This is a genomic window from Enhygromyxa salina (assembly GCF_002994635.1).
In the GTDB taxonomy this organism is placed as follows: domain Bacteria; phylum Myxococcota_A; class Polyangia; order Nannocystales; family Nannocystaceae; genus Plesiocystis; species Plesiocystis salina_B.
Genome location: NZ_PVNL01000138.1, coordinates 137816 through 163687, shown reverse-complemented (window position 1 = coordinate 163687; position 25872 = coordinate 137816). Strand labels below are relative to the sequence as shown.

17 protein-coding genes are annotated in these 25872 nt (G+C 68.2%); 12 read left to right on the top strand and 5 right to left on the bottom strand.

The window, feature by feature from the left end; genetic code table 11:
- Window positions 1–10: 10 nt before the first annotated feature.
- On the bottom strand, window positions 11–1456 hold the full coding sequence (locus ENSA7_RS37640) for a hypothetical protein (protein WP_146158599.1): 1446 nt from the start codon (window positions 1454–1456) through the stop codon (window positions 11–13).
- A 181-nt stretch (window positions 1457–1637) separates the two neighbouring features.
- Between ENSA7_RS37640 and ENSA7_RS37635 the strand changes: the two genes are divergently transcribed.
- The 10 genes from ENSA7_RS37635 to pyc all read left to right on the top strand — a co-directional run bounded on the left by ENSA7_RS37635 (window position 1638) and on the right by pyc (window position 15264).
- A complete protein-coding gene (locus ENSA7_RS37635) occupies window positions 1638–2153 on the top strand; it encodes a hypothetical protein (RefSeq protein ID WP_146158598.1) in 516 nt (171 codons plus the stop codon).
- An 86-nt stretch (window positions 2154–2239) separates the two neighbouring features.
- Window positions 2240–3694, top strand: a complete 1455-nt coding sequence (locus ENSA7_RS37630; RefSeq protein WP_181234491.1) for an OmpA family protein — start codon at window positions 2240–2242, stop codon at window positions 3692–3694.
- Window positions 3691–4539: a DUF432 domain-containing protein gene (locus ENSA7_RS37625; RefSeq protein ID WP_106094251.1), complete on the top strand. Its 849-nt coding sequence runs from the start codon at window positions 3691–3693 to the stop codon at window positions 4537–4539. The genes ENSA7_RS37630 and ENSA7_RS37625 overlap by 4 nt, the downstream gene beginning before the upstream one ends.
- A 23-nt stretch (window positions 4540–4562) precedes the next feature.
- Window positions 4563–5489 carry a mechanosensitive ion channel family protein gene (locus tag ENSA7_RS37620; protein WP_106094250.1) on the top strand — a complete coding sequence of 309 codons (927 nt, stop codon included), beginning with the start codon at window positions 4563–4565 and terminating at the stop codon, window positions 5487–5489.
- 31 nt (window positions 5490–5520) lie between these two features.
- The gene (locus ENSA7_RS37615) at window positions 5521–6774 is read left to right on the top strand and encodes a hypothetical protein (RefSeq protein ID WP_146158597.1); all 1254 of its coding nucleotides are present in this window, start codon (window positions 5521–5523) and stop codon (window positions 6772–6774) included.
- 368 nt (window positions 6775–7142) lie between these two features.
- Entirely contained in the window at window positions 7143–8324 is a 1182-nt protein-coding gene (locus ENSA7_RS37610; RefSeq protein ID WP_106094248.1) for a zinc-dependent alcohol dehydrogenase, read from the top strand.
- A 129-nt stretch (window positions 8325–8453) separates the two neighbouring features.
- Window positions 8454–9875 (top strand): Ig-like domain-containing protein, encoded by a 1422-nt coding sequence (locus ENSA7_RS37605; protein WP_181234490.1) that lies wholly within the window; start codon window positions 8454–8456, stop codon window positions 9873–9875.
- Window positions 9876–10029: 154 nt separating this feature from the next.
- On the top strand, window positions 10030–11049 hold the full coding sequence (locus ENSA7_RS37600) for a hypothetical protein (protein ID WP_106094246.1): 1020 nt from the start codon (window positions 10030–10032) through the stop codon (window positions 11047–11049).
- Between the two features lie 6 nt (window positions 11050–11055).
- On the top strand, window positions 11056–11724 hold the full coding sequence (locus ENSA7_RS37595) for a 2OG-Fe(II) oxygenase (RefSeq protein ID WP_106094245.1): 669 nt from the start codon (window positions 11056–11058) through the stop codon (window positions 11722–11724).
- A 96-nt stretch (window positions 11725–11820) separates the two neighbouring features.
- On the top strand, window positions 11821–15264 hold the full coding sequence (pyc, locus tag ENSA7_RS37590) for a pyruvate carboxylase (protein ID WP_106094244.1): 3444 nt from the start codon (window positions 11821–11823) through the stop codon (window positions 15262–15264).
- On the opposite strand, the gene ENSA7_RS37585 is transcribed toward pyc, so the two are convergent.
- Window positions 15257–15715 carry a hypothetical protein gene (locus tag ENSA7_RS37585; RefSeq protein ID WP_106094243.1) on the bottom strand — a complete coding sequence of 153 codons (459 nt, stop codon included), beginning with the start codon at window positions 15713–15715 and terminating at the stop codon, window positions 15257–15259. The genes pyc and ENSA7_RS37585 overlap by 8 nt on opposite strands.
- Window positions 15716–15969: 254 nt before the next feature.
- Between ENSA7_RS37585 and ENSA7_RS37580 the strand changes: the two genes are divergently transcribed.
- Window positions 15970–17037 (top strand): terpene synthase family protein, encoded by a 1068-nt coding sequence (locus tag ENSA7_RS37580; RefSeq protein WP_106094242.1) that lies wholly within the window; start codon window positions 15970–15972, stop codon window positions 17035–17037.
- Between the two features lie 114 nt (window positions 17038–17151).
- Here the strand turns inward: ENSA7_RS37580 and ENSA7_RS37575 are convergent, their stop codons facing one another.
- Entirely contained in the window at window positions 17152–18183 is a 1032-nt protein-coding gene (locus tag ENSA7_RS37575; RefSeq protein ID WP_106094241.1) for a DUF4215 domain-containing protein, read from the bottom strand.
- Between the two features lie 199 nt (window positions 18184–18382).
- On the opposite strand from ENSA7_RS37575, the gene ENSA7_RS37570 reads away from it, so the two are divergent.
- Complete coding sequence (locus ENSA7_RS37570; protein WP_106094240.1) at window positions 18383–18925, top strand: peroxiredoxin; 543 nt, start codon at window positions 18383–18385, stop codon at window positions 18923–18925.
- Window positions 18926–19022: 97 nt separating this feature from the next.
- Here the strand turns inward: ENSA7_RS37570 and ENSA7_RS37565 are convergent, their stop codons facing one another.
- Together ENSA7_RS37565 and ENSA7_RS37560 are read right to left on the bottom strand one after the other, a co-directional pair.
- Window positions 19023–24083: a hypothetical protein gene (locus ENSA7_RS37565; RefSeq protein ID WP_106094239.1), complete on the bottom strand. Its 5061-nt coding sequence runs from the start codon at window positions 24081–24083 to the stop codon at window positions 19023–19025.
- A complete protein-coding gene (locus ENSA7_RS37560) occupies window positions 24080–25681 on the bottom strand; it encodes a sacsin N-terminal ATP-binding-like domain-containing protein (protein WP_106094238.1) in 1602 nt (533 codons plus the stop codon). Before ENSA7_RS37560 ends, ENSA7_RS37565 begins: the two co-directional genes overlap by 4 nt.
- Between the last annotated feature and the right edge of the window lie 191 nt (window positions 25682–25872).

Here is a 25872-nt window from a genome sequence, read left to right as displayed (position 1 = left end):
AATGCAGGTGTCAGGGATCAGGGGTCTCCGGGACCGCCACGACGAAGAAGTCGATCCAGGTCTCGAGGTGGTTGACGTCGAGGTCGACGGCCAGGGTGTTGAACACGATCGCGCTGCCCTCGATGCCAAGCGCGTCGTAGTTGATGGTGGTCCCCAGGTTGCTGACCACGCCCGCGCGGAAGTTCTCTACCACGTCTTGGTTGTTCTCGACCAGCTCGGACTCCCGGGCCGCGACCGCGCCAGCGCCCTGGCCACCGAGCACCGCGACGTCGCCCGCCGTCAGCACCACGCCCTCGCCCTCGACCAGGTCGACATCGAGGTCCATGGTTGCGACCGCGTAGCCGCAGTAGCCCTCGGCGAACCGCCAGACCTTGAACTGGGTGGTCATGAAGTCCTGACCCTGAGCGCCACCCACGATGTGGTCCAGGGTCACGCCGTAGTTGCCGTCCTCGTCGGGCTTGCCCCGCTTGTCGTAGACCCGGGGGATCGTGCCGTCGTCCATCAGGTGCTCGACCATGGCCTCGAACATCGCCACGTCGAAGTCGACGACCATCGGGATCCCCATGGGCATCTCGCCGTCGAGCTCGAGGCCGCCGCCGGGCGGCAGCGGCAGGTTGCTCTGCATCGCCAGCACCAAGGTGTCGTCCTCGGGGAACACGATCAGCTTGCGCGCGAGCAGGCGGGTGTCGTCGTTGCCGATCTGCCACGAGTCCAGGGTCAGCAGGTCGGTCCGGCCGTACTCGAGCTGGATCTTCTCCTGCATGAACAGGCCCAGCGCCTCGACCAGCTGTGGGTGCTCTTCGGTCTCGAGCCCGAACGCGTTGAGGTACAGCTCCTGCACCCGCAGCCGCGAGTAGTCGGCGTACAGGGTGGTCGAGGTCTCGCCGTTGGCCTCGAGCTCGATCGGGACCCGAAACTTGACGCTGCCGATCCCCGCGCCCTGCGGATCGCCGTTGGGGCCAAACATCTGGGCGTCGAAGTCGAACGAGTACTGCACACAGGTCGCGCAGCCCTCGAGCGACTCGAGCTCGATGACCGGCTGGGACGTGGCTTCGAAGAACAAGGTGGCCGGACCCGTGAACCAGACGAAGGGCAGCTGGCCGGTGAACGGCACGTCCTGGCCGACGACGCCCTCGAGCAGCTTGTTGACCCCAACCTCGGAGAACTTGATCGCCACGGGGTACGGGCCGCCGTTCGGGATCGGATCGAGCAGCGCGCCCTCGAGCGCGGCGTCGGCCCGGAACGCGTCCTCTTGGTACTCACAGTCGAAGAAAATATCGTCACCGCGGCAGCCCCCAGTGGCCGCGAGGACCCCGACGAGCGCCCCCAAGACCGCGCCACCCACGGCCCGGCTGCCCCAACGGGTGGCCCCGTCTGTGGCCCCGCCCGTGAACCGTTGAACTCCGAGCCCGACGCGAGAGCGGCGGGCGTGGGCGCGGGGACAATCAAGCGACATGCCTGTATTTTGGCGGCCCCCGGCAGCCGATACAAGCGCTGTGTCCGGGTCGAACGCAAATGTGCGCGCTGCCCTCTGCACATGACATGAATGTCGCGGTCATCGGGATGTCGTCGCCCGAGCGAAATGCTGGTACCTTTGCAGGCGCTGTATGGCCCCCCTGACCAAACAATCCGGCTCGATGCGGCAGCACCCCCCTCGCTCGTCGTTCATGGACAAGGGTCGGGGGCTGGGCTTGGTCGCGGTCGTGTGTACCCTGGCGGCAGGCGGCTGCTTCGACTCCGACGAGCGGCTGCGCAGCAACGAAGACACCAGCAGCGAGGCCGGCGAGACCATCGCCGTCTACGAGACCGACGACGAGGGCAGCGACGACAACTGGACCGCCGAGGAGACCGGCCCGTCCGAGACCACCTGTCGCGACGCCATCGACTGTCTGGTGACCTGTCAGGCGGTGCTGATCCTCAACCCCCAGGCCGAGCCCGATCTGGAGTGCTTCTTGGAGTGCGACATGGGCCTGTCCACCGAGGAAGCCTACTTGCTGATCAAGCTGGCCGAGTGCATCGGCGACCAGTGCACCGCGCAGGGCGCCTGCGGGGCCGAAGATTCGTCCGATCAGGACTGCCTGATCTGCATCGCTGGCAACGCTCAGGATCCGCAGCCCCAGGGCTGCATCGAAGAAGCCGCCGCCTGCGACTAGTCAGCCTCTCCCCCCCCCCGCGAGTCAGCCCCTCGATGACGACCCCCGCGCGCCTGCTATCGCTCGTCCCTTTCGGCCTCTCGGCTGTGCTGCTGTGGCCTTCGCCGGCCCACGCTGGGGCACCGCCCACCGAGCCTGAGAGCCAGACCGAGGCCGCCTCCGGCGCCTCCCTCGACGCCTCCCTCGGTTCTGGGCCAAGCGGAGTCGAGCCCGGTGCCGAGACCGGCATCGAGGGCCCCGCAAAAGCTGAGCCTGCGGAGGTCGACAAGGCCACGCTGCCGTGGAAGCTCCGGGTCGGAGTCGTCGCCGAGACCTACGACAAGCGGCGCCGCGACGTGCCCTGGATCAAGCGCTGGGCACCGGAGCGCCTGATGGCCGAGATCGGCCTGTTCGGTGGCATGTTCTTCCCCGCCGAGAACCACGACTTTTACGATCCAGACAGCGGACACAAGCCGCTGTGGCAGGTCAGCGGCGAGGCCGGGCTGCGAGCGGCGTTCTTCCCCGAGCGCTATATCGGCGTCGAGGTCGAGGGGGCCGGCGTCGTCGCCCGCGCGCGCACCAGCACCAACGACATCGCGCCGCTGTGGACCGCGCGCGGCCACGTGATCGCCCAGCTGCCGTGGTGGAACGTCGCGCCGTTCGTGCTCGTCGGCGCTGGGGCCATGGGCGTGGCCTCGAACCCGATCATTTTGGGCAAGGACGTCGACCCCGCGCTGCACTGGGGCGGCGGCGTCAAGCTGTACCTGCATCGCTACATCGCGCTGCGCGTCGAGGGCCGCCACGTGATCGCGGCCAAGCAAGCCACACAAGACTCGTTCACCAGCCACGCCGAGTTTCTGGCTGGCCTGAGCTTCACCCTGGGTCGGGCCAAGCCCATGGTGGCGGCGCCGCCCGATCCCGATCGCGACAAAGACGGGTTCTCGAACGAGCGCGACGACTGCCCCGACGTCCCCGGCGTCTCGCCCGACGGCTGCCCCCCGCGCGACACCGACAAGGACGGCTTCTTCGACACCGAGGACGCGTGCCCCTACGAGGCCGGCGTCGAGCCCGACGGCTGCCCGATCCGCGACCAGGACGGCGACGGGATCCCCGACAGCATCGACGCCTGCAAGACCAAGCCAGAGACCGAAAACGGGTTCGAGGACGAAGACGGCTGCCCCGACGAGATCCCCACGGAGATGCGCGAGTTCAGCGGCATCATCGAGGGCATCGAGTTCCCCACCGACTCGAGCGAGATCACCGACGCCACCAAGCCCGTGCTCGATCGCGCGATCAAGGTGCTCAAGGACTACCCCGACATCCGCATCGAGATCGTCGGCCACACCGACAACCAGGGCACCGTCGAGCACAACCTCGAGCTGTCCAAAGATCGGGCCGAGAGCGTCAAGCAGTACCTGGTCGAAGGCGGCGTCGAGCCCGGCCGGCTCGAGACTCGCGGGGCCGGGCAAAAAGAGCCGATCGCCAGCAACGACACGCCAGAGGGTCAGGCCAAGAACCGGCGCACCGAGTTCAAGCTGATCAAGGTCAAGCGCGCCAAGTGATAGACGACGCGACTGACACCACCACGGACGACGCTGCTGGTCCACGGCGGGACTGGTGGGGCAGCATCGAGATCCCGAGCGGGGTCACGCGGTACTGGCGGATCGGCGCGCTGAGCCTGTGGGTCACCCACCTCGAGCGCGAGTGGCAGGTCGCGAGCCGCTGGTCGCACGATCCCTTCGACGACACCCTCGAGACCGCGCGCGACGACGTGGAGCGGCCCGCGGATCTGTCGCCGCGCCGGTTCTTGTTCACGGACAGCTCGTCGCTGCTGCGCCTGACTCCACGCGTCGCGGATCGGCCGGTGGTCACGCGCCCTGAGCTGCCCCTGATCATCCCCGGTGGGCAGTCGGCGACGATCTACATGGCGAGCCCGCTGTGGGTCGAGCTCGCGATCGGCTCGCGCGGCGTCGCGGGCAAGCCCGACCGGATGTTGCCCAGCTTCGACGAGCTCCCGGCGTGGACCCCGTCCAAGACATGGTTTGGTGACAACACCCTCGACGGCACGCTGTGCTACGCCGCTCGCACGCGCGCGCGGGTCGAGCCAGGCGACGTTCGGGGTCCGCGGATCACCACCTCGGCGCTGGTTCGCAACGATCACAACGACGCGCTGCGAGTCCAGCGGCTGGCGCTGCCGCTGCCGCAGATGTCGGTGTATCGTGACGCGGAGGGCCAGCTGTGGACCGAAGCCACGACGGTCGGCTACTCGGGCGCGGCGACGGGTCCGGCGCGGATCGAGGCGACGCCGCCACCCGAGGCTGGCCCGGTCACGCTGGTCTCGCGCTCGCGTCAGGATCGTCAGACGAACGTGCTCGCGCGGGCGTTCAGCGCGGTGTTTTCCGGGTGAGTGCGTCGCTACCTCTGGGTGTCATGACCATCAGGCTCACCGCTGCAACCGCCGTCTGGACCTCGGTCTGGGTCAAGAAGCCCAAGGGCGGCTGGCTCGCGCAGCTGCTCGCCAAGGACCCCGATGACATCGCGGTGCTCGGGCTGCGCCTGCTGCTGTTCATCGTGGTCGGGTTCGTGGCCGCGCGGGTGCTGGGCAGCTTGGTCGGTCGGTTTGCGATCAAGCGGGGCAGCGCCCAGGGCGCGATGCTCGGCCGACGCTTTGTGTTCTACACGGTCATCGCCCTGACCGGCGTGATGATCCTGCAAGAGCTCGGGGTCGAGCTGAGCGTGCTCCTGGGTGCCGCTGGCATCCTCACCGTTGCGCTGGGGTTCGCCTCGCAGACCTCGGCCTCCAACCTGATCTCGGGCTTGTTCTTGCTCGGCGAGCGACCGTTCAGCATCGGCGACACGATCCGCGTGGGCGACACCACGGGCGAGGTGCTGTCCGTGGACCTGCTCTCGGTCAAGCTGCGCACCTTCGACAATTTGTTCGTGCGCGTGCCCAACGAGTCGCTGATCAAGTCGGAGATCACCAACCTCTCGCGCAACCCGATCCGGCGGATCAACATCGATCTGGTGCTGTCCTACGACGAGGACTTCGATCGCGTGCGCGCGCTCCTGTACGCGCTGGCGATGGAAGATCCCGACGTGCTCGAAGAGCCCGATCCGATCATCTGGGTCGATCAGCTCGGCAGCTCGGCGCTGCACATCCGCTACTTGGTGTGGGCGTCGAACCGGCACGACTTCCCTGGCGCGCGGGCGCGGGTCCAAGAGAAGGTCGCCAAGCTGTTTCGCGAGCAGGGCATCGCGGTTGGGTACTCGCGCGTGCAAGTTGCCACCGCAGCGGGCCCGGAGACCGAGGCGGCGGTGGCTGACGCGGTCGTCGGTGAGGCACCCAGGCTCCGTTGACAGCGAGTTGGCGAGCAGCAACGATGCGCGCGTGCGGACGCTGAGCACGACGAGTCTGTGTTTTGGTTTGTTGTTGTCGTTGGGGGCTTGCAAGCAGACCCCCGAGCCACCCGCCGCGAGCGCGGGCACGCCGGTCGAAGCCAAGCCGGTCGCCGCCACGCCGCCAGCCGATCAGGCGGGCGGGGTCCTGGGTGCCCAGGCCAGCCCGGCGTGCGCCGAGCTCGGCCGGGTGCTCAGCGATCTCGACGCGCGCTCCGGGGCGCTCGAGCCCGGCGAGATCGCCGAGCGGCTGCGCGGTCCAGACCAGCACGGCGCGCTCGACTGGGTCGCCCAGGCAGATCGGAACCTCGCCCGCGTCAGCGAAGATCAGCCGCGAGATCGCGCGTTGATCGAGGAGGTCCTGGCCGCGATGGCTGCCCACGAGCAGGCCGCGCGCGGCGTGGACCTGGTGACGATCACCGCCCAGCTGCGCGCGCTGGCGCTGCTCGAGATGCGTCGCTTGCTCGGTGAGGTCGCGGATGACCGCGTGCGTGGGGCCGAGGCGGTGGCCGCGTGGGATGAGGCCTACTGCATCTGGACCGGTGCTCTCCGCCCGCTCGCCGCCCGTGCGGACGCGCTGCCCGGCAACGCCGCTGGTCGCGAGCCGTGGGAGACCAGCATCGCCGCCGCGTTTGCAGCGGGGCATGAGCAGCTGGTCGGGCCCACCGAGCTCGCCGACGCGACCGCGGTCAAGGCCGCCAAGCAGCAGATCGAGAAGGGCATGTACGCGGTGGCGTATCAGCTGATCATTACCCAGGCCGCGTCACGCTCGGCCGCTGGTGCCAGCGAGGCGCTGGGCCTGATTGACGCCCTCGAAGATCGCCTCGCGGATCGCAACGGCCCCGGCCTGGCGCGGATGCGGAGGATGTTGAACGGGCCGACGGAGCAGATCGACGCCAAGCAGATCGAGCGCGACCTCGCGGTTGCGTTTGCCAAGCGGGCTCGCAAGTACTGCGACAAGGCCGTGGTGTCGGCGGAGCTCGGCACCTCGCAGGCCGTCGCCGAGACCTGGGAGGGCGTCATCTATACTCGGGTGATCCTGTCGAGCATGGCCGACGCGCTGACCTCGACTGGGTTCGACGCGGCGGCCCACGCCGTCGACTGGGAGGACTACCTCGAGGCCGTCGAGACCGGCGACGCTGAGCTGGCCGCCGAGATCTCCGTGCGCCTGGTCGAGTGGAACTGCGCGTACCAGCGCCACCTCGGCGTGGCCGAGTGCACGTCTTCGGCCAACGAGCTCGAGTGAGCTTCAGTCAAACGGGAACCCAAACCCAGGGTAGCCCCGCGGGATGCCGCGACGGTGCTCATTCAAGGCGCACATCGGCGAGTGGCGCGAACCTCGCCCCGCTGGGTGAGATCACGTCGTGGTCGGTCGGGCACCAATGGCTACGAGCACGGCTCGCTGGGCCGCGCGAACGCTAGAATTGGATGCAGATCGTCCGATGCGCCGCCAGTGGACCGCGCGGCGTCGCGCGGCTCCTGTCTACCCGCGCGGCCGCTGTTCGAGGCTTCAGCCTGGACGCGTCACCTCGCGAGGCTACTTGAATGGTCGTGACCGCGCGTCGTTTCGCGCGGTCCATCACACCATCACAAACGAGACCAGGAGCGAAGAACATGCGAGCGCTGCGTTGGTATGGAAAACACGACGTCCGCGTCGAGACGGTCCCCGACCCCAAGATCGAGCACCCTGGGGACGTCGTCGTCCGCGTGACCTCCACGGCGATCTGCGGCTCCGATCTTCACCTCTATGGTGCCCATTTTCCCACGCTTCGCCGGGGGGACATCCTTGGCCACGAGTTCATGGGTGAGGTCGTGGAGGTCGGGCGCGCCGTCACCCGGCTGAAGCTCGGTGATCGCGTGGTCGTGCCATTCCCGATCTCGTGCGGCTACTGCTATTTTTGCTCGCGAGAGCAATATTCGCTGTGCGACAACAGCAACCCGAACGAAGCGCTTGCGCGCAAGGTCATGGGTCACGCGACCGCCGGGATCTTCGGCTATGGCCACATCACCGGGGGCTTCGCCGGCGGACAGGCCGAGTACGTGCGCGTTCCCTACGCTGATGTCGGACCGATGGTGGTCCCCGACGGGCTGTCCGACGAGCAAGTGCTGTTCCTCTCCGACATCCTGCCGACCGGCTTCATGGCGGCTGAGAACGCCTGCATCCAGCCTGGCGACACGGTCGCGGTGTGGGGCTGCGGTCCCGTCGGCCAATTCACGATCCAGAGCGCCTGGATGCTCGGCGCCGGACGGGTGATCGCAATTGATGATGTCCCCGAGCGACTCGCGCTCGCGCGCTCCTACGGCCGCGCCGAGACCATCGACAGCTTCGACGCCGACGAGGTCTACGCGCGGCTGATGGACATGACGGACGGACGCGGACCCGCGTCCTGCATCGACGCGGTCGGCATGGAGGCCCACGGCAGCGGGCTCGTGGCCGACACCCTCGACAAGATCGCGGGCGCGCTCCGGATCAGCAAGCTGATCAATCGACACTATGTCGTGGCGCAGATCATCAAGTGCTGCCAAAAGGGTGGCACGCTCTCGATTCCGGGCGTCTACGCCGGTTTCCTCAACTGCGTGCCGATGGGCGCCGCGATGAACAAGGGCCTCACCTGGAGGATGGGCCAGACCCATGTGCACCGGTACATGGGGCCCCTGCTCGAGCGCATCGTCACTGGTGAGATCGACCCGACCGCCATCATCACGCACCGGCTGCGGCTCGAGGAAGCAGCCACCGGATATGAGCTGTTCTACGAGCAGAAGGACCGCTGCGTGAAAGTGGTGCTCACGCCGTGACCGCGGCGTATCGTGGTCGTGTCATTCGTTGACGGCGACGCGAGACTTCCTGTTAGAGTGGCGGCCATGATCCCGCCGAAGCGGTCTTCAGCTCGAGGGAGGCCCCTCGCCCGCCTGCGAACGCCACTCGTGGACAGGTCCAGTCGGGGAAGCCACGTCCTGAGCGGACTGCTCGGCGTCGCAACCGTGCTGGCGTCGGCGCCCGCGCTCGCCAACGGCCAGTCGACGCACCTGTGGATCACCCACGACGCGGTCACCCATGTGCCCGACGGTCCGCTCGCGGAATTCCTCGCGCGGCCCGAGCTGCAAAAGATGTTCGACAACGGGACCATGTTCCCCGACGGCGGCTACCCGCTTGGCGACGACTACGCCGAGATCGCCCACTGGGAGCCGTTCCAGATCGCGTACCTGAGCTGGATCATGTCGACCTACTCTGCGCCGCTGTCGGACGAGGGTCGCGAGCACCTGGCGTTCTTGCTGGGCATGGCCTCGCACGGCATGGCCGACCAGGTGTTCGACTCGCTGTACGGCGAGCGGGTCAAGCTCTACGACGGGGCGTTTGGCGAGTTCGACACGGCCAGCGATCTCATCATGATGTCGAACTTCGAGCCGATGACGGCGCCGGGTGATTGGGTGCCCTATGTGGTGTTCGACTCGCTCTACGACAGCGTTGGCTACGACGTCGATCCCGAGCGAATGATGAACGGGCAGAACCTGCTGCGGATCGCCGTCAACTCCGTGGGGGTCTTCTCGCAGATGCCCGACAAGGTCGCCGAGGCGGCCGAGCCGTTCCCGTGGGGCAGCGTGCACCTGCTCGACGAGGACGTGTCGGGGGCGCCGCCGTGCGAGGGGGAGATCGTCGCTCGCTACTGGCGGGTGTTGTGGGCCCTCGCGCACGGCCAGCCGTTGCCGGGGCCGGTGCTCGCGACGATGCCGGCCGATGGCGCGGCCAATCACCCGATCGACTCGAGCACGATCGAGAGCTGGGTGACGCTGGTGTTCTCGCGCGGACTCGAAGACGCGCCGCTGAGCGAGGCCAGCTTTCACGTGGTGTCCGAGGGCGGTGAGACGATCCCCGTGTCGCTGTGGCACTACTATGGGCAGGACGCCCACGTGGTCCACTTGCGTCCGCAGCAGGACTTTGTCGCCAATACGGTCTACACGGTGACGGTGGATCAAGGGGTGCAGACGGTCCACGGAGAGGCGCTCGATGGCTATGAATTCCGGTTCTCGACGGGTGCGCAAGGACCCGACCCAATCGTTCCAGAGTGGCCGGCTGATCATGATCCAAGCCCCGATCCTGGGGATGGGGATGGGGATGGGGATGGCGATGGGGACGGAGACGGTGATCCTGGCGACGGAGATGGTGATCCTGGCGACGGCGACGGCGACACCGGAGCGGGCACCGACACGACCGGCGGAGCTGCCCCGGCCGATCGCGACGCCAGCGGCTGCGGATGCATGAGCACAGATCCCCGCGACGCGCCGTGGCCTGTGCTCGCGGTGGTCGGACTCGGCATTGGCGTCGGCCTCCGCCGCCGCCGTGGCTGATCGTCGATCACCGCGACACAGTTAGTGGACGCTCCGCGGCCACCCGTGAATCCCAGTGCGCAAGGCCGACGGTCGTGTCCAGAGAATCGAACAACGACTGTCCTGACATTCGTCCGCGTGTGCGTCTGCGCGACGCCTACACTGGCTGCGCATCATGGGCATCAAGAAGACGTTCAAAAAGGGCAAGAAGGCAGGCAAGTCGGTCGGGAAGGCCGCGGACGACGCGGGCAAGGCCGTGGGCAAGGCGGTCAATGAAGCGAGCGACTGGACCGGCAAACAAGTCGTCAAGGGCTACAACGCGACGACTGGCGCGATCGAGGGCAGCCTCGACACGGTGGTCGATTACGCCGACGATCAATACGAGGCGGCGGTCAAATACGCAGAAAAGACCTACAACGAGGGCGTCGACTGGCTCGAAGATCTGGCCCAGGACGCGATCGATGCGGCGTTCCGCGCCGCCTACGACTCGGTGGCTGGCGACTACGCCAAGCTCGCGGCTGAATTGCTCGATGTCGAGATCAAGCTGTTCGCCAAGCCCAGCAACATCCTCACCACGATCCGCGATAGCCTGTTCGTTGGAAAGTTCAGCAAGGCCGCGGACGACATCAGCGAGCTGCTCGAGCTCGACATCATGAAGCGGGCACTCGAGATCGGCCACCGGCTGCATGGCACCAGCTTTATCTTCGGGGCAGATCTGACGCTTGCGGCCAGCGCCCCAGTCGGCCCGCAGCCCGTCGTCACGGTCGGTGCTGGGCCCACGGCTTCGATCGGGATCACCCAAATGCTGGATCATGAGAAGAGCTACGAGCACTCCCGCTGCGTGTTCTCGTCGCTCGGCCCCGCGCTCTCGCTCGGTGGCGCGACGTCGGCGAGCAAGCTGGGCGGGAGCGCTGAGTTCGGTATCATCATGGGGTTCGTGTCGAAGGATCCAACCAATATTGGTGGGTGGTTCGTGGACGTCAGCGGCGGCGGTGGCCTCGAGCACGGCGTGTACTCGGCCGGGCTGTCGTGGTCTCCGCCGGGTAGCAAGCCGCCCTATGTCAAACCCAAGCCGGTCGCCGTCAACCTTCGGGTAGCGATCACCACCAGCGCCAGCCCCGGCGGGTCGATCAGCCTTGGCGGCAGCTACACCTGGCTGATCCAAAAGGTCAAGAATCCGCTCTACATCGGGTAGCGAGACATGAGCGCGCCCGACCAACACCGCACCTTGGACTGGCTGTTTCGCTACGACCCCGCCATGGTCGACCCGGTCCTGCGTGACGCCACCCAGGTCCGCTACATGACCGTCGGCGATCACTTCGTCGAGCGAGCGCTGCACACCTGGGCGCCCGATCTCTACAGCTTTCCGTTCTTGTCGCGCGCGTTCGTCGACTACCTGGTCTGGCTCGGGGACGCGGTCGGACGCTGGGAGCCGGCGCCGGGTGATGACTACGGCGCGCCAGAGCTGCGGCTGCGGAGCATCTCACCGGGTCTCGAGGACGTGTTGGCCGCCCTGCTCGAGCGCCACGTCAACCCGGTGCTGCGCCGGCTCTACCTCGGCGCCTATGAGGTCGGCTGGATGCAGCCACCCTTCTTGATCCGCTACGACATGCATCGCCAGCAGGACATGGATCTGCACTACGACGGGCAGTCGGAGCTGACGATCGCCGTGGCGCTCAACGACAGCTTCGAGGGTGGGCACCTCGAGTTTCCGCGCCAGGGCTTTCGCAGCGACGTGGTCCCGATCGGTCACGCCCTGGTGTTCCCCGGCAGCGTCTCGCACCTGCACCGCGCCCTCGCGATTCGCCAAGGCGAACGCCGGGCGCTGACGATCTGGACCCGCCGCGAGCAGCCGACTGAAACTGTCTGAGCGCGCGCTCAGGCGGGCGTGGACGGCGCTGGCCCCACGCGCGAGCGGGCAACAATCACCGCGAGTGCACGCCCGCGGTCGAGTACACTCCGGCTCGTGCCCGATCGCCCGATCCGCAAGCTCCTGTGTGCCAACCGCGGCGAGATAGCGATCCGTGTGTTCCGAGCCGCGACCGAGCTCGGGATCCGCACGGTTGCGATCTTCAGCCGCGAAGACCGGGTCCACCTGCACCGCTACAAGGCCGATGAGGCCTACCTGATCGGCGAAGGCAAGACCCCGGTCGCGGCGTACCTCGACATCGAGGGCATCGTCGACGTCGCGCGCCAAAACCAGGTCGACGCGATCCACCCGGGCTACGGGTTCTTGTCCGAGCGGGCCGAGTTCGCCCGGGCCTGCGAGGCCGCGGGGATCCGCTTCGTCGGCCCGAGCGCCGATGTGATCGAGGCGCTCGGTGACAAGACCCGCGCGCGGGCCATCGCGATCCAGGCGGGCGTCCCGGTGATCCCGGGCAGCGATGGGGCGATCGCCGACGCCGAGGCAGCGCGCGCGTTCGTCGACCAGCACGGCCTGCCCGTGATGGTCAAGGCCGCGATGGGCGGCGGCGGTCGGGGCATGCGGGTGGTGCGAACCATCGAGGAGCTCGCCTCGGCGTTCGAGCGGGCCCAGTCCGAGGCCGAGTCGGCGTTCGGTGACGGGACCATGTTCATCGAGCGCTACATCGAGCGCCCGCGCCACATCGAGGTCCAGATCCTCGCCGACGCCACCGGTGAGGTCATCCACCTGTTCGAGCGCGACTGCTCGGTCCAGCGCCGCCACCAGAAGGTCGTCGAGGTCGCGCCAGCGGTGCACCTCGACGACGCGGTGCGTGCGGCGCTGACCAAGGACGCGGTCACGCTGGCCCGGGCGACCGGCTACCGCAACGCGGGCACCGTCGAGTTCCTCGTCGATGGCGAGGGCCGCCACTACTTCATCGAGGTCAACCCGCGGATTCAGGTCGAGCACACCGTGACCGAGCAGGTCACGCTCGTCGATCTCGTCCAATCGCAGATCCGGATCGCGGGCGGGGCGACGCTGCGCGAGCTCGGGCTCGAGCAGGGCGAGATCAGCACGCGTGGGTTTGCGATCCAGTGCCGGGTGACCACCGAAGACCCGCTCAACGGCTTTCAACCCGACACCGGGCGGATCGAGGCGTACCGGTCGGCGGCGGGCATGGGCATTCGGATCGACGGTGGAGCTGGCTACGCGGGCGCCCAGGTCTCGCCGCACTACGACTCGCTGCTGGCCAAGGTCACCGCGCACGCGGACAGCTTCGACTCGGCCACGGCCAAGCTGCACCGGGCGCTCGCCGAGTTTCGGATCCGCGGGGTCAAGACCAACATTCAGTTCCTCCACAACGTGCTGCGCCACCCGACCTTCTCGTCGGGCCAGGCTCGGACCGACTTCATCGACACCACGCCCGAGCTGTTCAACTTTCCACGTCGTCGCAACCGGGCTCAGCGAGCGCTGCGGTTCCTGGGCGAGGTCGCGGTCAACGGGCCCACGGTCGCGCCAGCGTCCAGCGCCCCGCCAGGGCCCGATCCCGAGCTGCCGCCTGCGCTCGCGCGGGGCCTGGCGAGTCCGCCCGAGGGCTGGCGCCGGATCCTGCTCGAGCAGGGGCCCCAGGCGTTTGCGAAGGCCGTGCGCGAGCATCGAGGCCTGTTGCTCATGGACACGACCTGGCGCGACGCTCACCAGAGCTTGCTCGCCACCCGCGTGCGCACCCGTGAGCTCGCGGCCGTCGCCCCCGCCACCGCGCATGTGCTCAACGGCTGCTTCTCGCTCGAGATGTGGGGCGGCGCGACCTTCGACGTGGCGCTGCGGTTCTTGCGAGAGTGCCCGTGGGATCGGCTCGAGCGGCTGCGCGCGCTGGTCCCCAACATTCCGTTTCAGATGTTGCTGCGGGGCGCGAACGCGGTCGGCTACACCAACTACCCCGACAACGTCGTGCACCGGTTCGTGCAGCTGGCCCAGCGCCGGGGCGTCGACGTGTTTCGGATCTTCGACTGCCTCAACTACGTGCCCAACCTCGAGCTGGGCATCGACGCGGTCGGGACCGCGGGCGGCGTGATCGAGGCCGCGATCTGCTACACGGGCGACGTCTCGGATCCAACCCGGACCAAGTACTCGCTGCAGTACTACGTGGATCTGGCCGGGCAGCTGCAGGATCGCGGCGTGCACGTGCTGGGCATCAAGGACATGGCCGGGCTGCTCAAGCCTGGGGCCGCGCGCATGTTGATCACCGCGCTGCGCCGGGCGTTTCCGTATCTGCCGATCCACGTCCACACCCACGACACCGCGAGCACCGGCGTCGCCTCGATGTTGGCGTGCTCCGAGGCCGGGGCCGACGTGGTCGACGTGGCCCTCGACGCGATGGCCGGTCTGACCTCGCAACCTTCAATGGGGGCGATCGTCGCCGCGCTGGCCGGGGCCGACCGCGACACCGGGCTCGCGCTGGCGGAGATCCAGCCGCTCAACAGCTACTGGGAGCAGGTCCGGGGCCTCTACGCGCCGTTCGAGTCCGGCCTGCGCAGCGGCAGCACCGACGTCTACATGCACGAGATGCCGGGCGGCCAGTACACCAACTTGCAGTTCCAGGCCCGCTCGCTCGGGCTCGCCTCGCGCTGGGAGGCGATCAAGCGGGCCTACGCGGCGGCCAACCGGCTGCTCGGCGACATCATCAAGGTCACGCCCAGCTCGAAGGTCGTCGGGGACCTCGCGCAGTTCATGGTTCAGAACGATCTCGACGAGGCGCTGGTCCGCGAGCGGGCCGAGACTCTGTCGTTCCCTCGCTCGGTCGTCGAGTACTTTCAGGGCTACCTGGGCGTGCCGTACGGCGGGTTCCCCGAGCCGCTGCGAACCCAGGTCGTGCGTGACGCCCCGATGATCGAGGGGCGGCCTGGCGCCAGCTTGCCCGCGCTCGACTTCGACAACCTGCAGCGCGAGCTCGCGGGCAAGTGGGGTGCCCACGTGCGCGACGTCGACGTCGTCTCGGCCGCCCTCTATCCGCAGGTGTTCGACGAGTACATGACGTTTCGCCGCGACTACAGCGACGTCTCGCTGCTGCCGACGCGCAACTTCATCGCGCCGATGCGGCTCGGCGAAGAGACCAGCTTCGAGATCGAGCGCGGCAAGCTGCTGATCGTCAAGCTCACCGCGATCGGGGACGTGCGGGCCGACGGCCAGCGCGAGGTGTTCTTCGAGCTCAACGGTCAGTCGCGCTCGATGCTCGTGCGTGATGCCTCGGTCGCGCAGGACACCGTGACGCGCGAGCGGGCTGCCCTGGATGATCCCGGCTCGGTCGCCGCGCCGATGCCTGGGGTCGTGATCGAGCTGCGGGTCTCGGCCGGCGACGAGGTCGCGGCTGGGGATCCGTTGGTGGTGCTGTCGGCGATGAAGATGGAGACCGTCGTCGCCGCGCCGGTCTCCGGGACGGTGCAGCGGGTCGCGGTGGGCGTGGGCGACTCGCTGTTGGTCGGGGATCTGCTGGTCGAGCTCAGCTAGCAGCCAGCTCTTCGATCGTCGGCGCCCCAGCCCGCGCGAGCAGCTGGGTGACAACCTCGACAGCGTCGTCGATGACGACCTGCTCGGACCCCAGGTACTCGAACGCGCCCGGCATGTCGTCCCAGCCGAACCCGCGGATCTTCAGCCCCATCCACCCGAGCGCCGTGGCGATCCCCCGGGCGACGCTGCTGCCGAGCACCGCGGCCACCCGCTTGTCGTGCATGGCTTGCACCAGCTTGCGGCGCTGACGGCTGTTGATGTTGATCGCCCCGATGCCGATCCCCAGCATGCGCTCGGTCGACCGCTTCTCGATGTCCTGGATGAAGAGATCCCAGAGGTCGTCCTGGACCTGGCCCTCCTGCGTCAGCGAGATGATGACATCACCCACCACCACCCAGGTATGGGGCCAGTAGCCGCCTGCGGGCGGTACCCTGAACTTCGGCTCGACCATGGTGGCGCGCGAAACCAGCCGAGTCTATGGGTGAACCGGAGCGAACACCAGCCGCATGAACCCGCCCAGATGGGCACGTGGCTAGTGATAGCGGCGGTTTTGGCAGGTTGTGCCGAACCCCGCACGCCTGCGGATCCGGCCAGATGTGGAATTATTACCGTCTCAGTGGATTTTTGTTGACGCAGGCCTGCCTACCTTGCTACACAGGTAGCACATAACTCCCTGTCCAAGGATCGGACAGAAAGGGAAGAGCCATGGATAAGGCCAAGATCATCAGCACGAGTGAGCGGCGCATTCGTATCGACGTCCCAGGACCCTGGGGCTCGATCGGGGGGAGCCTTCGGCTTCCGTTCCGCTCTGGCATCAACGTTCACGTCGACTCTGTGCGAGATCAAAATCTCGCGTGGGCGATCGAGATTGGTCTGGTCCCCGAGGACGACCACGCGCTCGGGGACGCCCTGTATCGGTGCGGGTTCGAGCAGCTCGCGGCCCTGTGTCACCGCGACTGCTCGCTCGAGGCCCTGCAGCTGATCACCAACTGCTACACGGCGATCTTCGTGTTCGACGACATGCTCGACGACGCGCGCTCGGAGATCGGCAGCAGCGAAGAGCTCGCGACCCACGTGACCGCCTACCTCTCGGCGGCCGTCGCCGACGAGGTGCGTCCGCTGCTGCGCGACGACGTCCCGGCCCGCGCGCGGATCATCGCGGTCGGCGACGCGTACGCCAATGTCGCCAAGCGGCTGCTTCGCTACACCAACCGCGCGGGGCTGCGCCACTACGTCGCGGGCATGCGCAGCTACTTTGAAGGCTGCGTCATGGAGTCGCGCAAGCGAACCCAGCGCATGACCCACGTCGCGGACTACACGATCGTGCGGCTGCGCTGCAGCGCCGTGTACCCAACCCTCGACATCGGGGCGATCGTCGAGGGCTTCGATGTCTCCGACGAGGTCCGCGAGGAGCCGGCGTTTCAGACCATGATGTCGGCCACCAACCTGTGCGTGTCCTACGTCAACGACCTGTTCTCGTACGCGAAGGAGTCGTCCGCGGGTGAGCTCAGCAACCTCGTGACGGTCTACCGCGACGCCTACGGAATGGACCTGCGCACCGCCATGGAAGCGGCCATGACGACCAACGATCGCGTGGTCGAGGAGTACTTCGAGGCCAAGGCCTACCTCGATCAGTCGGGCGTCGAGATCGACGAGGCCACGCTCGGGTACATCAAGATCATGGAAGACTGGATGCGCGGGAATTTCGACTGGTATCACCAGGCCCGGACCCAGCGCTACGCGCACAACCTCGCGGCCGCGATCCCGGCCTGACGCGTCGGCCCGAGCGCTGGCGGACGAACGCCCAGATCGAGGACCGCCTGAGCCCGCGGGTGGCCGACGCCACGTGCGTTGAAGGGGCGGACGGCCGCGTCCGCCCCTTCCAAACTATCGCTGGGAACGCCGCAGCTCGACGTCGTCGATGTACAAGTTGACCGGGTCTACGTCACAGTTGCCGCAATCCATGCCGACGTGAAAACCGACTTGTATCGTCGAGCCGACAAACGAGCTCAGATCCACGGTCACCTGCTCGAACACGCCGCCACTGCTTTGGCTGTAGGCCGGCGTGTCTTCGAGGGGGTTGCCACAGACGACCTCGAGCACGTATGGGTAGTCTCCGGCGGGCGTTACCGGCTCGTAGGCCCCTCCATCCGCCGAGACCTCGATGACGTGCCCGTCACGGACCCATGCAGGGCCACCGCAGCTGTCGTATTGATACCATTGCTCGAAGGTCAAGGTGATCGTATCGACGTCGCTAAACCCGGTCAGATCGATCTCGGGGCTCATCAGCCGCAGGCTACCATCGGCGTCCTGGGACACCCCGCTGTGATAGCTATTGGTCGCACTCGCCGCCTGGTCGGTCGAGATCACCCAAGTGTCGAGGATGGCGCCCTCGACGACCTCATGTGTCCACGCGTCGACATCGCCTTCAAAGTCCTCGCTGAATAGGACATCCAGGAGGCACGCCTCGTCGCAGCCGTCTCCAGGCTCGAGGTTGGCGTCATCACACTCCTCGTTGCCAACCCAGACCAGGCCGTCACCACACACCGCGGCCTCGCAGGTATCCGTGCAGTCGTCGGTGTTGTCGTCGTTGCCGTCGTCGCACACCTCATCTGCTTCGAGCTCACCGTTGCCGCAGATCGGGTCGGGATCGCCGTCGCCGTCGCCGTCGCCGTCGCCGTCGCCGTCGCCGTCGCCGTCACCATCCCCAGGATCGCCGTCGCCGTCGCCGTCGCCGTCGCCGTCGCCGTCGCCGTCGCCGTCGCCGTCGCCGTCGCCGTCGCCGTCGCCGTCGCCGTCGCCGTCGCCCGTCTCGGTGTCAGTCCCGTTGGACGCAGTGCCGCTGTCATCGTTGCACGCGGGCATGAGAGCCAGGCACACGATTGGCGGCATCAAGTTGATGATAAGTCGGTTGGTCATGCGGAAAAATTGCATACATCCCGACCGGGCACAACGAACGAAAGCGGTACATGGCGCGACTCCCCATCTGCCAGGTCAGGTCGTGTGCCGGCTCGAGTTCGTATGCTCGCGCGACGCGAAGGGCATCGCCGCCCTCGAGAACTGCGGCTCGAAGTGAACTGACTTGCGGGGTGGCTGCGCATCGTCCATATAAGCGCCGATGCGCAACCTAGCGACGCCCCTCGCCCTCCTGCTGCTCTGCCTGGCCGCGCCGATCGTTGGCACCGCGTGTGGCGAGACCGAGCGGCCCGATGGCGGCACGGGTCTGCTCGCGGTCGGGGCCCAGGCGCCGGCGCTCGAGGCCACCGCTCACGACGGCACCACGCTCGAGTTGGGCAGCCTCGGCAAGCCCGCCGTCGTGTATTTTTATCCTGCCGACAACACCCCGGGTTGCACAAAAGAGGCGTGTGCGTTTCGTGATATCTGGACCGAGTACGAAGCCGCCGGCGTGATGGTCATTGGGGTCTCGACCCAGGACAACGCGTCACACATCGAATTCGCAGAGGAGCACGCGATCCCGTTTCCGCTGATCGCCGACACCGACAAGACCTGGGCGACCGGGTTTGGGGTGAAGCTGCGCGGGGGCTATGCCGAGCGCGTGAGCTTCTTGCTCGATCGCAACGCGAAGATCGTCGCGGTCTACCCGGGGGTCGATCCGGGCGTGCACGCCCGCGAGGTGCTCGACGCCGCGGCCAAGCTGTAGGAGCCGCTGATGCGCCTGCTCGTGATCGAGGGCGTTTTCTGGGGGCTGCGGTGTCGGGGAGCTTGCGTTGGATCTGGCATTCTAGCTCGCGGCAAAGCTAGCCCCCGGTCGCGGCGTGGGCGGCGTGGAGGCGCAGAAATTCATCCTCATGCCGGTCCTCGATCTCCTCGTGGACCAGGTTCAGGTACGTGTAGGCCGACGAAGCCAGCAGCGTCAGCAGGGTCTGGTCCCGCAGGTAGCCATCGAGGACGGCCAAAACCAGCGGGTGGCCAACGTTGATCTTGGTGACGCCGTCAGCATGGGCAAACAGCGGCCCGCGTGGCTGCGGCTCGCCGAGCACCAGCGACTCCAGCACGTGATTGGCGACCAGCCCATCGTTGCTCGCTCGGACCAGGCGCAGCTCGTCGCGCATGGCCTCGAGCAGCAGCAACTCGGGCCGGGGTTGCTTGGGCTTCTTCCGCTTGCTTGGCTTGCTTGGCTTGCTTGGCTCGCTGGGCTCGCTTGGCTTGCTCGGCTTTGGCTTCGCGCGGGCCTGCTCGCGCTCAACGGCCGCTTTGGCCTCGCGCTCGGCCTCGCGGCGGCGCTCGGTCTCTCGCGCGCGCGCTTCGGCCTCGGCTTCGGCGCGGCGGCGAGTCTGCTCGACCTGCCGCTCACGCGCACGCTCGCGGGCCTGCTCACGGGCCCGCTCCGCCTCGGCCTGAGCCACGGCGCGCTGGTGGGCGAGCTCCTCGGCAGAGGGCCCCGTCCACAGTGACAGCGACGCGAGCTCGATCGGCCGCTCGCGCGCAGCCACGTCGGCGCTGATCCAGCGTCCGGTGCTGAGCTTGAGCACGGGCACGGCGCTGACTCGCGCGTACAGCTGCTGGTACTGGTCGCCGCGGTCGCGGTTGCGCTTGCCCTTGCGCTTGCGACCGCGCTTGGACTGGCTGTGGCCCCGACGCTCGTGCAGGCGCATGAACAGGCCGTGGAGCGCGTCGCGGAGCTCGGTGAACGCCCGTCGTTGCTCGCGACCGCGGGGCGCCTCGCCGTCGCAGCGGCGCTCGAACTCGTCGATCGCCTGGCCCCACAGATCACACGCGAGGCGCTCGAGCAGTCGCGCCTGCCCACGCGAGAGGCTGACGCGGCTCCAGTCTTCGGCGATCGACAGCCCAGGGCCCCAGATCATGCCAGCGCACCAGCACACGTCCGAGACCACGTGCTTGTCGACGACCCGGCCGTGCTCGCCGAACAACACCTGCGCCTCGCCCTGGGCCAGCCACAGCCAGCCCTCGAGACCCTCGGCGTCGACGGGGATCCGCGACATCGGGTGTTGGGGCGGCTCGCTGGGCATGCGTGCCGCGGCGGACTTGCGCTGACTGAGCGCCCGCGCCCGCGCGAGCTCGGCCTCGAGATTTTTTAGGCTGCCAAACAACGCGCGCAGCGTGCTCTCGACGTCGTCCGCGTCGAGCACCACGACAGGTCCGTCGGGCAGCTCGAGCTTGGGCCGGCGGTACGCGAGGTACGGGATCGGGCCGCGCTGGCGAGCATCGGCCAGCTCGGCCGCCGACCAGGGCTTGCGCGCGCCCGCGAACACGGGCAGCGCGGCGAGGCGCTTGAACATCACGCGGCGCTTGCTGGACCGCGCGTCGTAGCCACCGACGCCGGGAGGCCACTCGTCGAGCAAGTGACGAACCAGGCCGGCGGCGATCGGCTTGTCGTGGGCGCTCATGTCTGCGTAGCGAGCCGCGAGCTCGGTCAGCAGGGTGTCGACCTGGTTTTGCACGAACTGACGGACGCGGTCGCGCTCGGGGGCCGCGACGTCATCGTGGGCATCGTTGAGCGTGAGCTCGTCGACCTCCAGCGCGCCCACCAGCGCGAGCGGTCGCGCGGGGAAGTCGACCACCGTGACCTCGCGGGCCTTGGTGAACACGCGAATCCGGCTGCGCTCGATCGACTTGGCGGGCTCAATTGCGATGCCGAGCTCGCCGCGGACACCGGGCTCGTCGACCCGGATCGTGATCAACGCCGAGCCCCGCGCGACGCGGATCTCCGAGATCTTGCGGCGGCGAATGAAGCGAGCGCGGCCGAGCAGCCACTCGCTGACCTGCTCGAGCGCCTGGGCGCCAAACACCGCCGTGAGCACCCGGTGCTCGATCGGGTCGAGGCTCAGGATCTCGAGGTCGGTGTCGGGGCGCGAGTCGAGCGTGAAGCTCTCGCTGACGAAGCTGATCGGCTGCCCGGCGCCGACGCGGATGAACAGCTCGTCGAGGGTGACCACCCGGCTTCGCCCTGGCTTGCCGCGGGCGCCGAGATCGAGCCGATGAAACAAGCGCAGCTCGAGCAGCTCGACGAACATCGGGAGCAGCCCGCGGCGCAGCGCCGTCAGATCCATCTCCGCCTCGGTTGGCCGCCGAGACGCCCGGCCCAGCCGCTCGCGCACGGCCTCGGCGTTGGGCTGCTGCCCGCGGCCGCGCAGGGTCCCGAGCGCCCGATCGATGTCGCGCGCGGGAAACTGCTCGAGCAGCTCGAGCAGGCCGCCGAGCTCGACGACCGCATTCGCGGCGCCGAGCTGGTGACGCAACGACACGAACGCCTGCGCGAGCCCACCCGACCCCAGCACGAGTCCGGGGATCATGGCCAGCCACCACCACTCGCAGCGGAGCAGCGCGTGTGGGCTGGTGCGGACGCGCTCGAGCTCGCGCTCGACCAGGCCCGCGATCCCACGCAACAAGGTCGGCCGCAGCGTCATGAAGTTTGCGAGCGACTCGAAGGTTGGCGTGACCTCGAACTCGTCGCTCTCGACCCAGACGGTGAGACCCGGCAGCGGTAGATCGATGTCGACGCGACACAGCGCTCGCTCGCAGTAGTACACGTCGACCGGCGTGCGCCCCTCGCTGGCGGCCGTGAACGCGAACTCGCTCAGGCCCAGCTCGCCGCGGAACTTGGGCGCTTGCGAGCGCAGCTCGGCGCTGCACAGGGCGGCGCGCGACAGCGTGGGTGGGTGCTCGGGCCGGTCGAGGAACGCGGCCCGGCGGCGCAGCCACGCGAGCCGTTCGGCGAAGGGATCGAGCGTGCCCTTGCCCAGCAGCTCGCGGATGGCCTCGCGATCGGCCCGCTCGAGCACCAGCACCTCGACGCCGAGCTCCGGCAGCGGGCCCGCGTCTTCGATCTGCGCCGCCTCGAGCCACGCGAGCCGCTGACCCTGCGCGCAGTGGGTCGCTAGCTCGGCCAGCGACCGCGGCGGGCCCGATGCGCAGTCGTAGAGCGGCACCCGGGCGAGCGGGTGCGGAGCTTCGGTCGCCCCGTCTCGCGCCGCCTCGAGGTTCCAGACCGGCTTGATCGCGCCACGCTCGAGCTCGCGCTGCGCTTGCTTGCGACTGAACCCAAACGCCGACAACAGCGAGAGCCCGTAGTCCCGGCGGCAGACCTCCTGCACATAGATCCGCAGCAGCGCGCGCAGGTTTACGTGCTTTGCAGTGACGGTGCCGGCCTCGGCGAGCTTGGCGAGCCCACGCCCGAGCGCCTCGAGCACGGCGACGAGCGCAGCCGCGAGCGCGGGGGTTGGGCGGGCGTCGTCGTAGCTGTCGTTGGCCGTGAACTCGGCGCTGACCACCACACACAGCCCGGGGATCGGGCCATCGAGGGCCCGCTCGTCGAGCAGGCAACCTTCGCTGATCAGGCGCAGCCAGCTGTCGCGGTGGCCGAGCGAGCGCAGGCCCAGCTCGCCGCGGACCGTGATGATCGAGTCGTCCTCGTGCTCGCCCGGGCGGTCGAGCGAGATCGGCTCGCGGATCACGTAGTAGCCCTCGCCGAGCTCGGCCGCGTGCCGCCGGGTCAAGAACACCAGGCGCCGCTGTTGCCGGGCCGCCTCGCGCCGCAGGGCGCTCGTGTGGTCGTGCAAGCGTGCGCCAAACAGCTGCTCGAGCAGCTCTTCGTCGGGTCCCGGGGTCGCGTAGACAACAAAGGGCACGTCGGGAGGCGCGAACGGGAAGTCCTCGTGCGCGTGTCGGATCGGCTCCTTGCTCTCGATCAGCGCGCGGGTACTGAGCGGTGGACCGCCGACGGCCGACCACAGCGCGACCTCGGCGACGGCGGCGAACACAGGATCCTTGGCGAGCGCGCGGCTGAGCTGGTCTGGCGCTCGCTTGGCCAACCACGTGCGCAAGGTCTGGTCGGCCCACGCGGGCGCGGCCCCGGCCACGCGTCGCTCGGCGAGGCGCAAGATCATCTGGTCCTGGGCGTGGATGATCGCGTCGATCACCGCGAGGTAGCCCGAGTCGTGGAGCAGCTTGGTCTGCGAGACGTCCTTGCCAAACCGCGGGCTGTCGACGATCGCCTCGAAGCCAGGGACGGCCTGATAGTTGATCGTACGGCGCTCCATGAACACGCCGTTGGACACCAGCGACGCGCCGGGCTCATCGAACTCGGCCTGCTCGGGGTTGGCCCGCAGCCCCAGCGCCGCGCGGCCGATCGTGACGCCTTCGTCGACCACGTCGATCTGTGTCCACGACTCGCCCGCGAGCTCCATCGGGCCCGAGATCTGCTTGCCGTTGACGAACACGGGGATCCGCGACCAGCGACAGCGCTCGCGCAGCAGCGTGACCTCGGCCAGCGTGTCGCCGAGGCTGCGAAAGAACTCCACGATCAACCCCGGCCTGAACCGATCTTTGACGTGGATCCAGTTGCCCGGGGGCTGGTCGGTCACCCGCGAGACCTCGTCGGGCTGGTCGGGCCGCAGCTCGAGCGCGGTCCCGGTGCCGTCGGCCGCCACGCTCACGACCCGAGCGAATTTTGGGTTGAGCGCCATCGCCGAGTTGAGCGCGAACGCCAGCTGCTGCAGCCCACGCAGGCGGGCCAGGTCTTTGTCCAGTTCGGCAGACAGCGGAGACTCGCCGCGCTCCTGGGCGCTGGCGAACAGCGAGCCATAGATGTTCTCGAGCTGCTCGTGGCCGAACACCGCGCCCTCGAAGCGCAGGTGCAGATCATCGCTGTCGATCTCGAACTCGAGCTTGCTCGCGCCGCTGGTGCTGGCGGCCTCGACCAGCAGCAGCACGTAGCAGCGGGGATCGGCGAGCTGGTACTGGCGCAGCTTCTCGCGGGCCTTCTCGGGATCGATCGTGAACCCGCCCTTGGCCTCGAGCTGGCCCGCGGACATCAGCTGCGCGACGAGATCGCTCATGCCTGGGCACCTCGGCGCAGCAACCGGTGGTCGTGGGTGAGGACCGCGAGCGCCTCGTCGATCTTCGCGTCGAGCCGCGTACCCAAGAAGAACGCCTTGACCGCGAGATACGCCGCGAGCTCCGGTTCGGACTGGGCGAGCCCGGCGATCGTGCGAATGCTGGGGTGGTCGGCGTTGAGCACGACCACGCGGCGACTGGCGAGCAGCCCGGTCCCCAGCTCGGCCGTGTCTGATGTCGGCGTGACCTCGCCAAACTCCGACTGGGTGATCGCCACGCGATCACGGACGGCGGAGTCTGGGTAGTCGAGGTGACCCAGGCGCACGCCGCCGAGCTTGGCGCCCCAGGCCTCCAACAGCCGAGCGACCTGCGAGGCGAGCACCTGCCAGCGCACGGCCTCGTCGCTGCTGCGAGGTGGCAGCGCGGTGCAATAGTCTTCGATCTTGGCGACGCGCGGCGCGATTGCTTCGAGCAGCGCGGCCCCGCACACACAGTCCTTGGCCAGCAGCACGACCGTGGCGCCCTCGCCCTCGAGCCGCTCGGTCAGCGGGCTCAAAGCGCGGGCCAGGATCACAGCGCGCCGCTTGGGCTTGCGCAGCGCCTTCCAGCCGATCATGGCGCCGCTGGGGCTGCGAAACAGCGCGGCGTGATCGGGCTCCGGGACCGCGTGGGTGGCCTGCTCGTGCAGCCGCGCCGCCGCCCACAGGTACTCCAGCGCGCTGGACTCGGACGTGGCGTCACGGATCGCCACGTCGAGCTTGGCGTAGACCTGTGCACACAGCTCGCCCGCGATCAGCTCCTGGACCGCGGTCATCAGCCGGTTGAAGCGAGCGTCGCGGATCACATCGTCGCGCGTGAGCGTGTGCTCGAGCTTGGCCGACGACGCTTTGAACGCGACCCCCGGGATCGCGTGCTCGCCTCGACCTTCGACCAGCGTGAGCCCGCGGTTGTAGAAGCCCGAGAAGCCCTCGCCGTCGAGCGGGTGGCCGACGACGATGATCTCGTTGTCTTGCTCGCGGCGGACCTTGCAGGGCGTGTCGAGATCGATCGCTTCGTTGATCAGCTCACCGTCGACGCGGACTTCACCGCTGACGTGCTTGCACCAATAGCGCACGACCTCGGCCGCGCGGGCCCGGAACAGCTCGTACTCGGACTTGGTGGCGTGCTTGAAGATCGAGATCTTGGTGCCCTCGACCGGCTGATCGCGGCGGACCAGCGAAAATCGGCGACGCTCGTCGAACACCACGCGCCAGTGCTCGCCGTCGCGGGAGGTGTCGATCGAGACCGCGGCCGGCTGAATCGCGAACACCGACACGAACCCGATCCCAAACTTGCCGATCTTCGTCATGTCCCCGTCCTTGGTCGACGAGAACAGCCGCGTGAGCCGAGTGTCGATGATCTCGCGGTTCATGCCCGCGCCCCAGTCGTCGACGTGGATCGTCATCATGCCGCGGTCGTGCTCGAACCACACCTCGACCTCGTCCGAGCCCGCGTCGAGTGCGTTTTGGATCAGCTCGCGAAAGCAGGCCATCGCGTCCGAGAACTGGTTGACGAGGCGATCGAGCGCGTCGTCGACGGACAGTGGTTCCGGCTGAGCCACGGCCCGGCGAGGATACCAGCGGTTCGGGTCTCACCAAGGCATAGTTGTCAGCACAAGCCGCGCCGGGTTCGGCTGGGGGCAGAGAAAAAAAGCGAAGCGTTCCCACAGGCGGACCCGACCTCGAGCCCGAGCGAAGCGAGGGTGGCGACGCGCGCGGAGGCGAAGCCGAGCACGGGTCGCGTCGGGTTCGG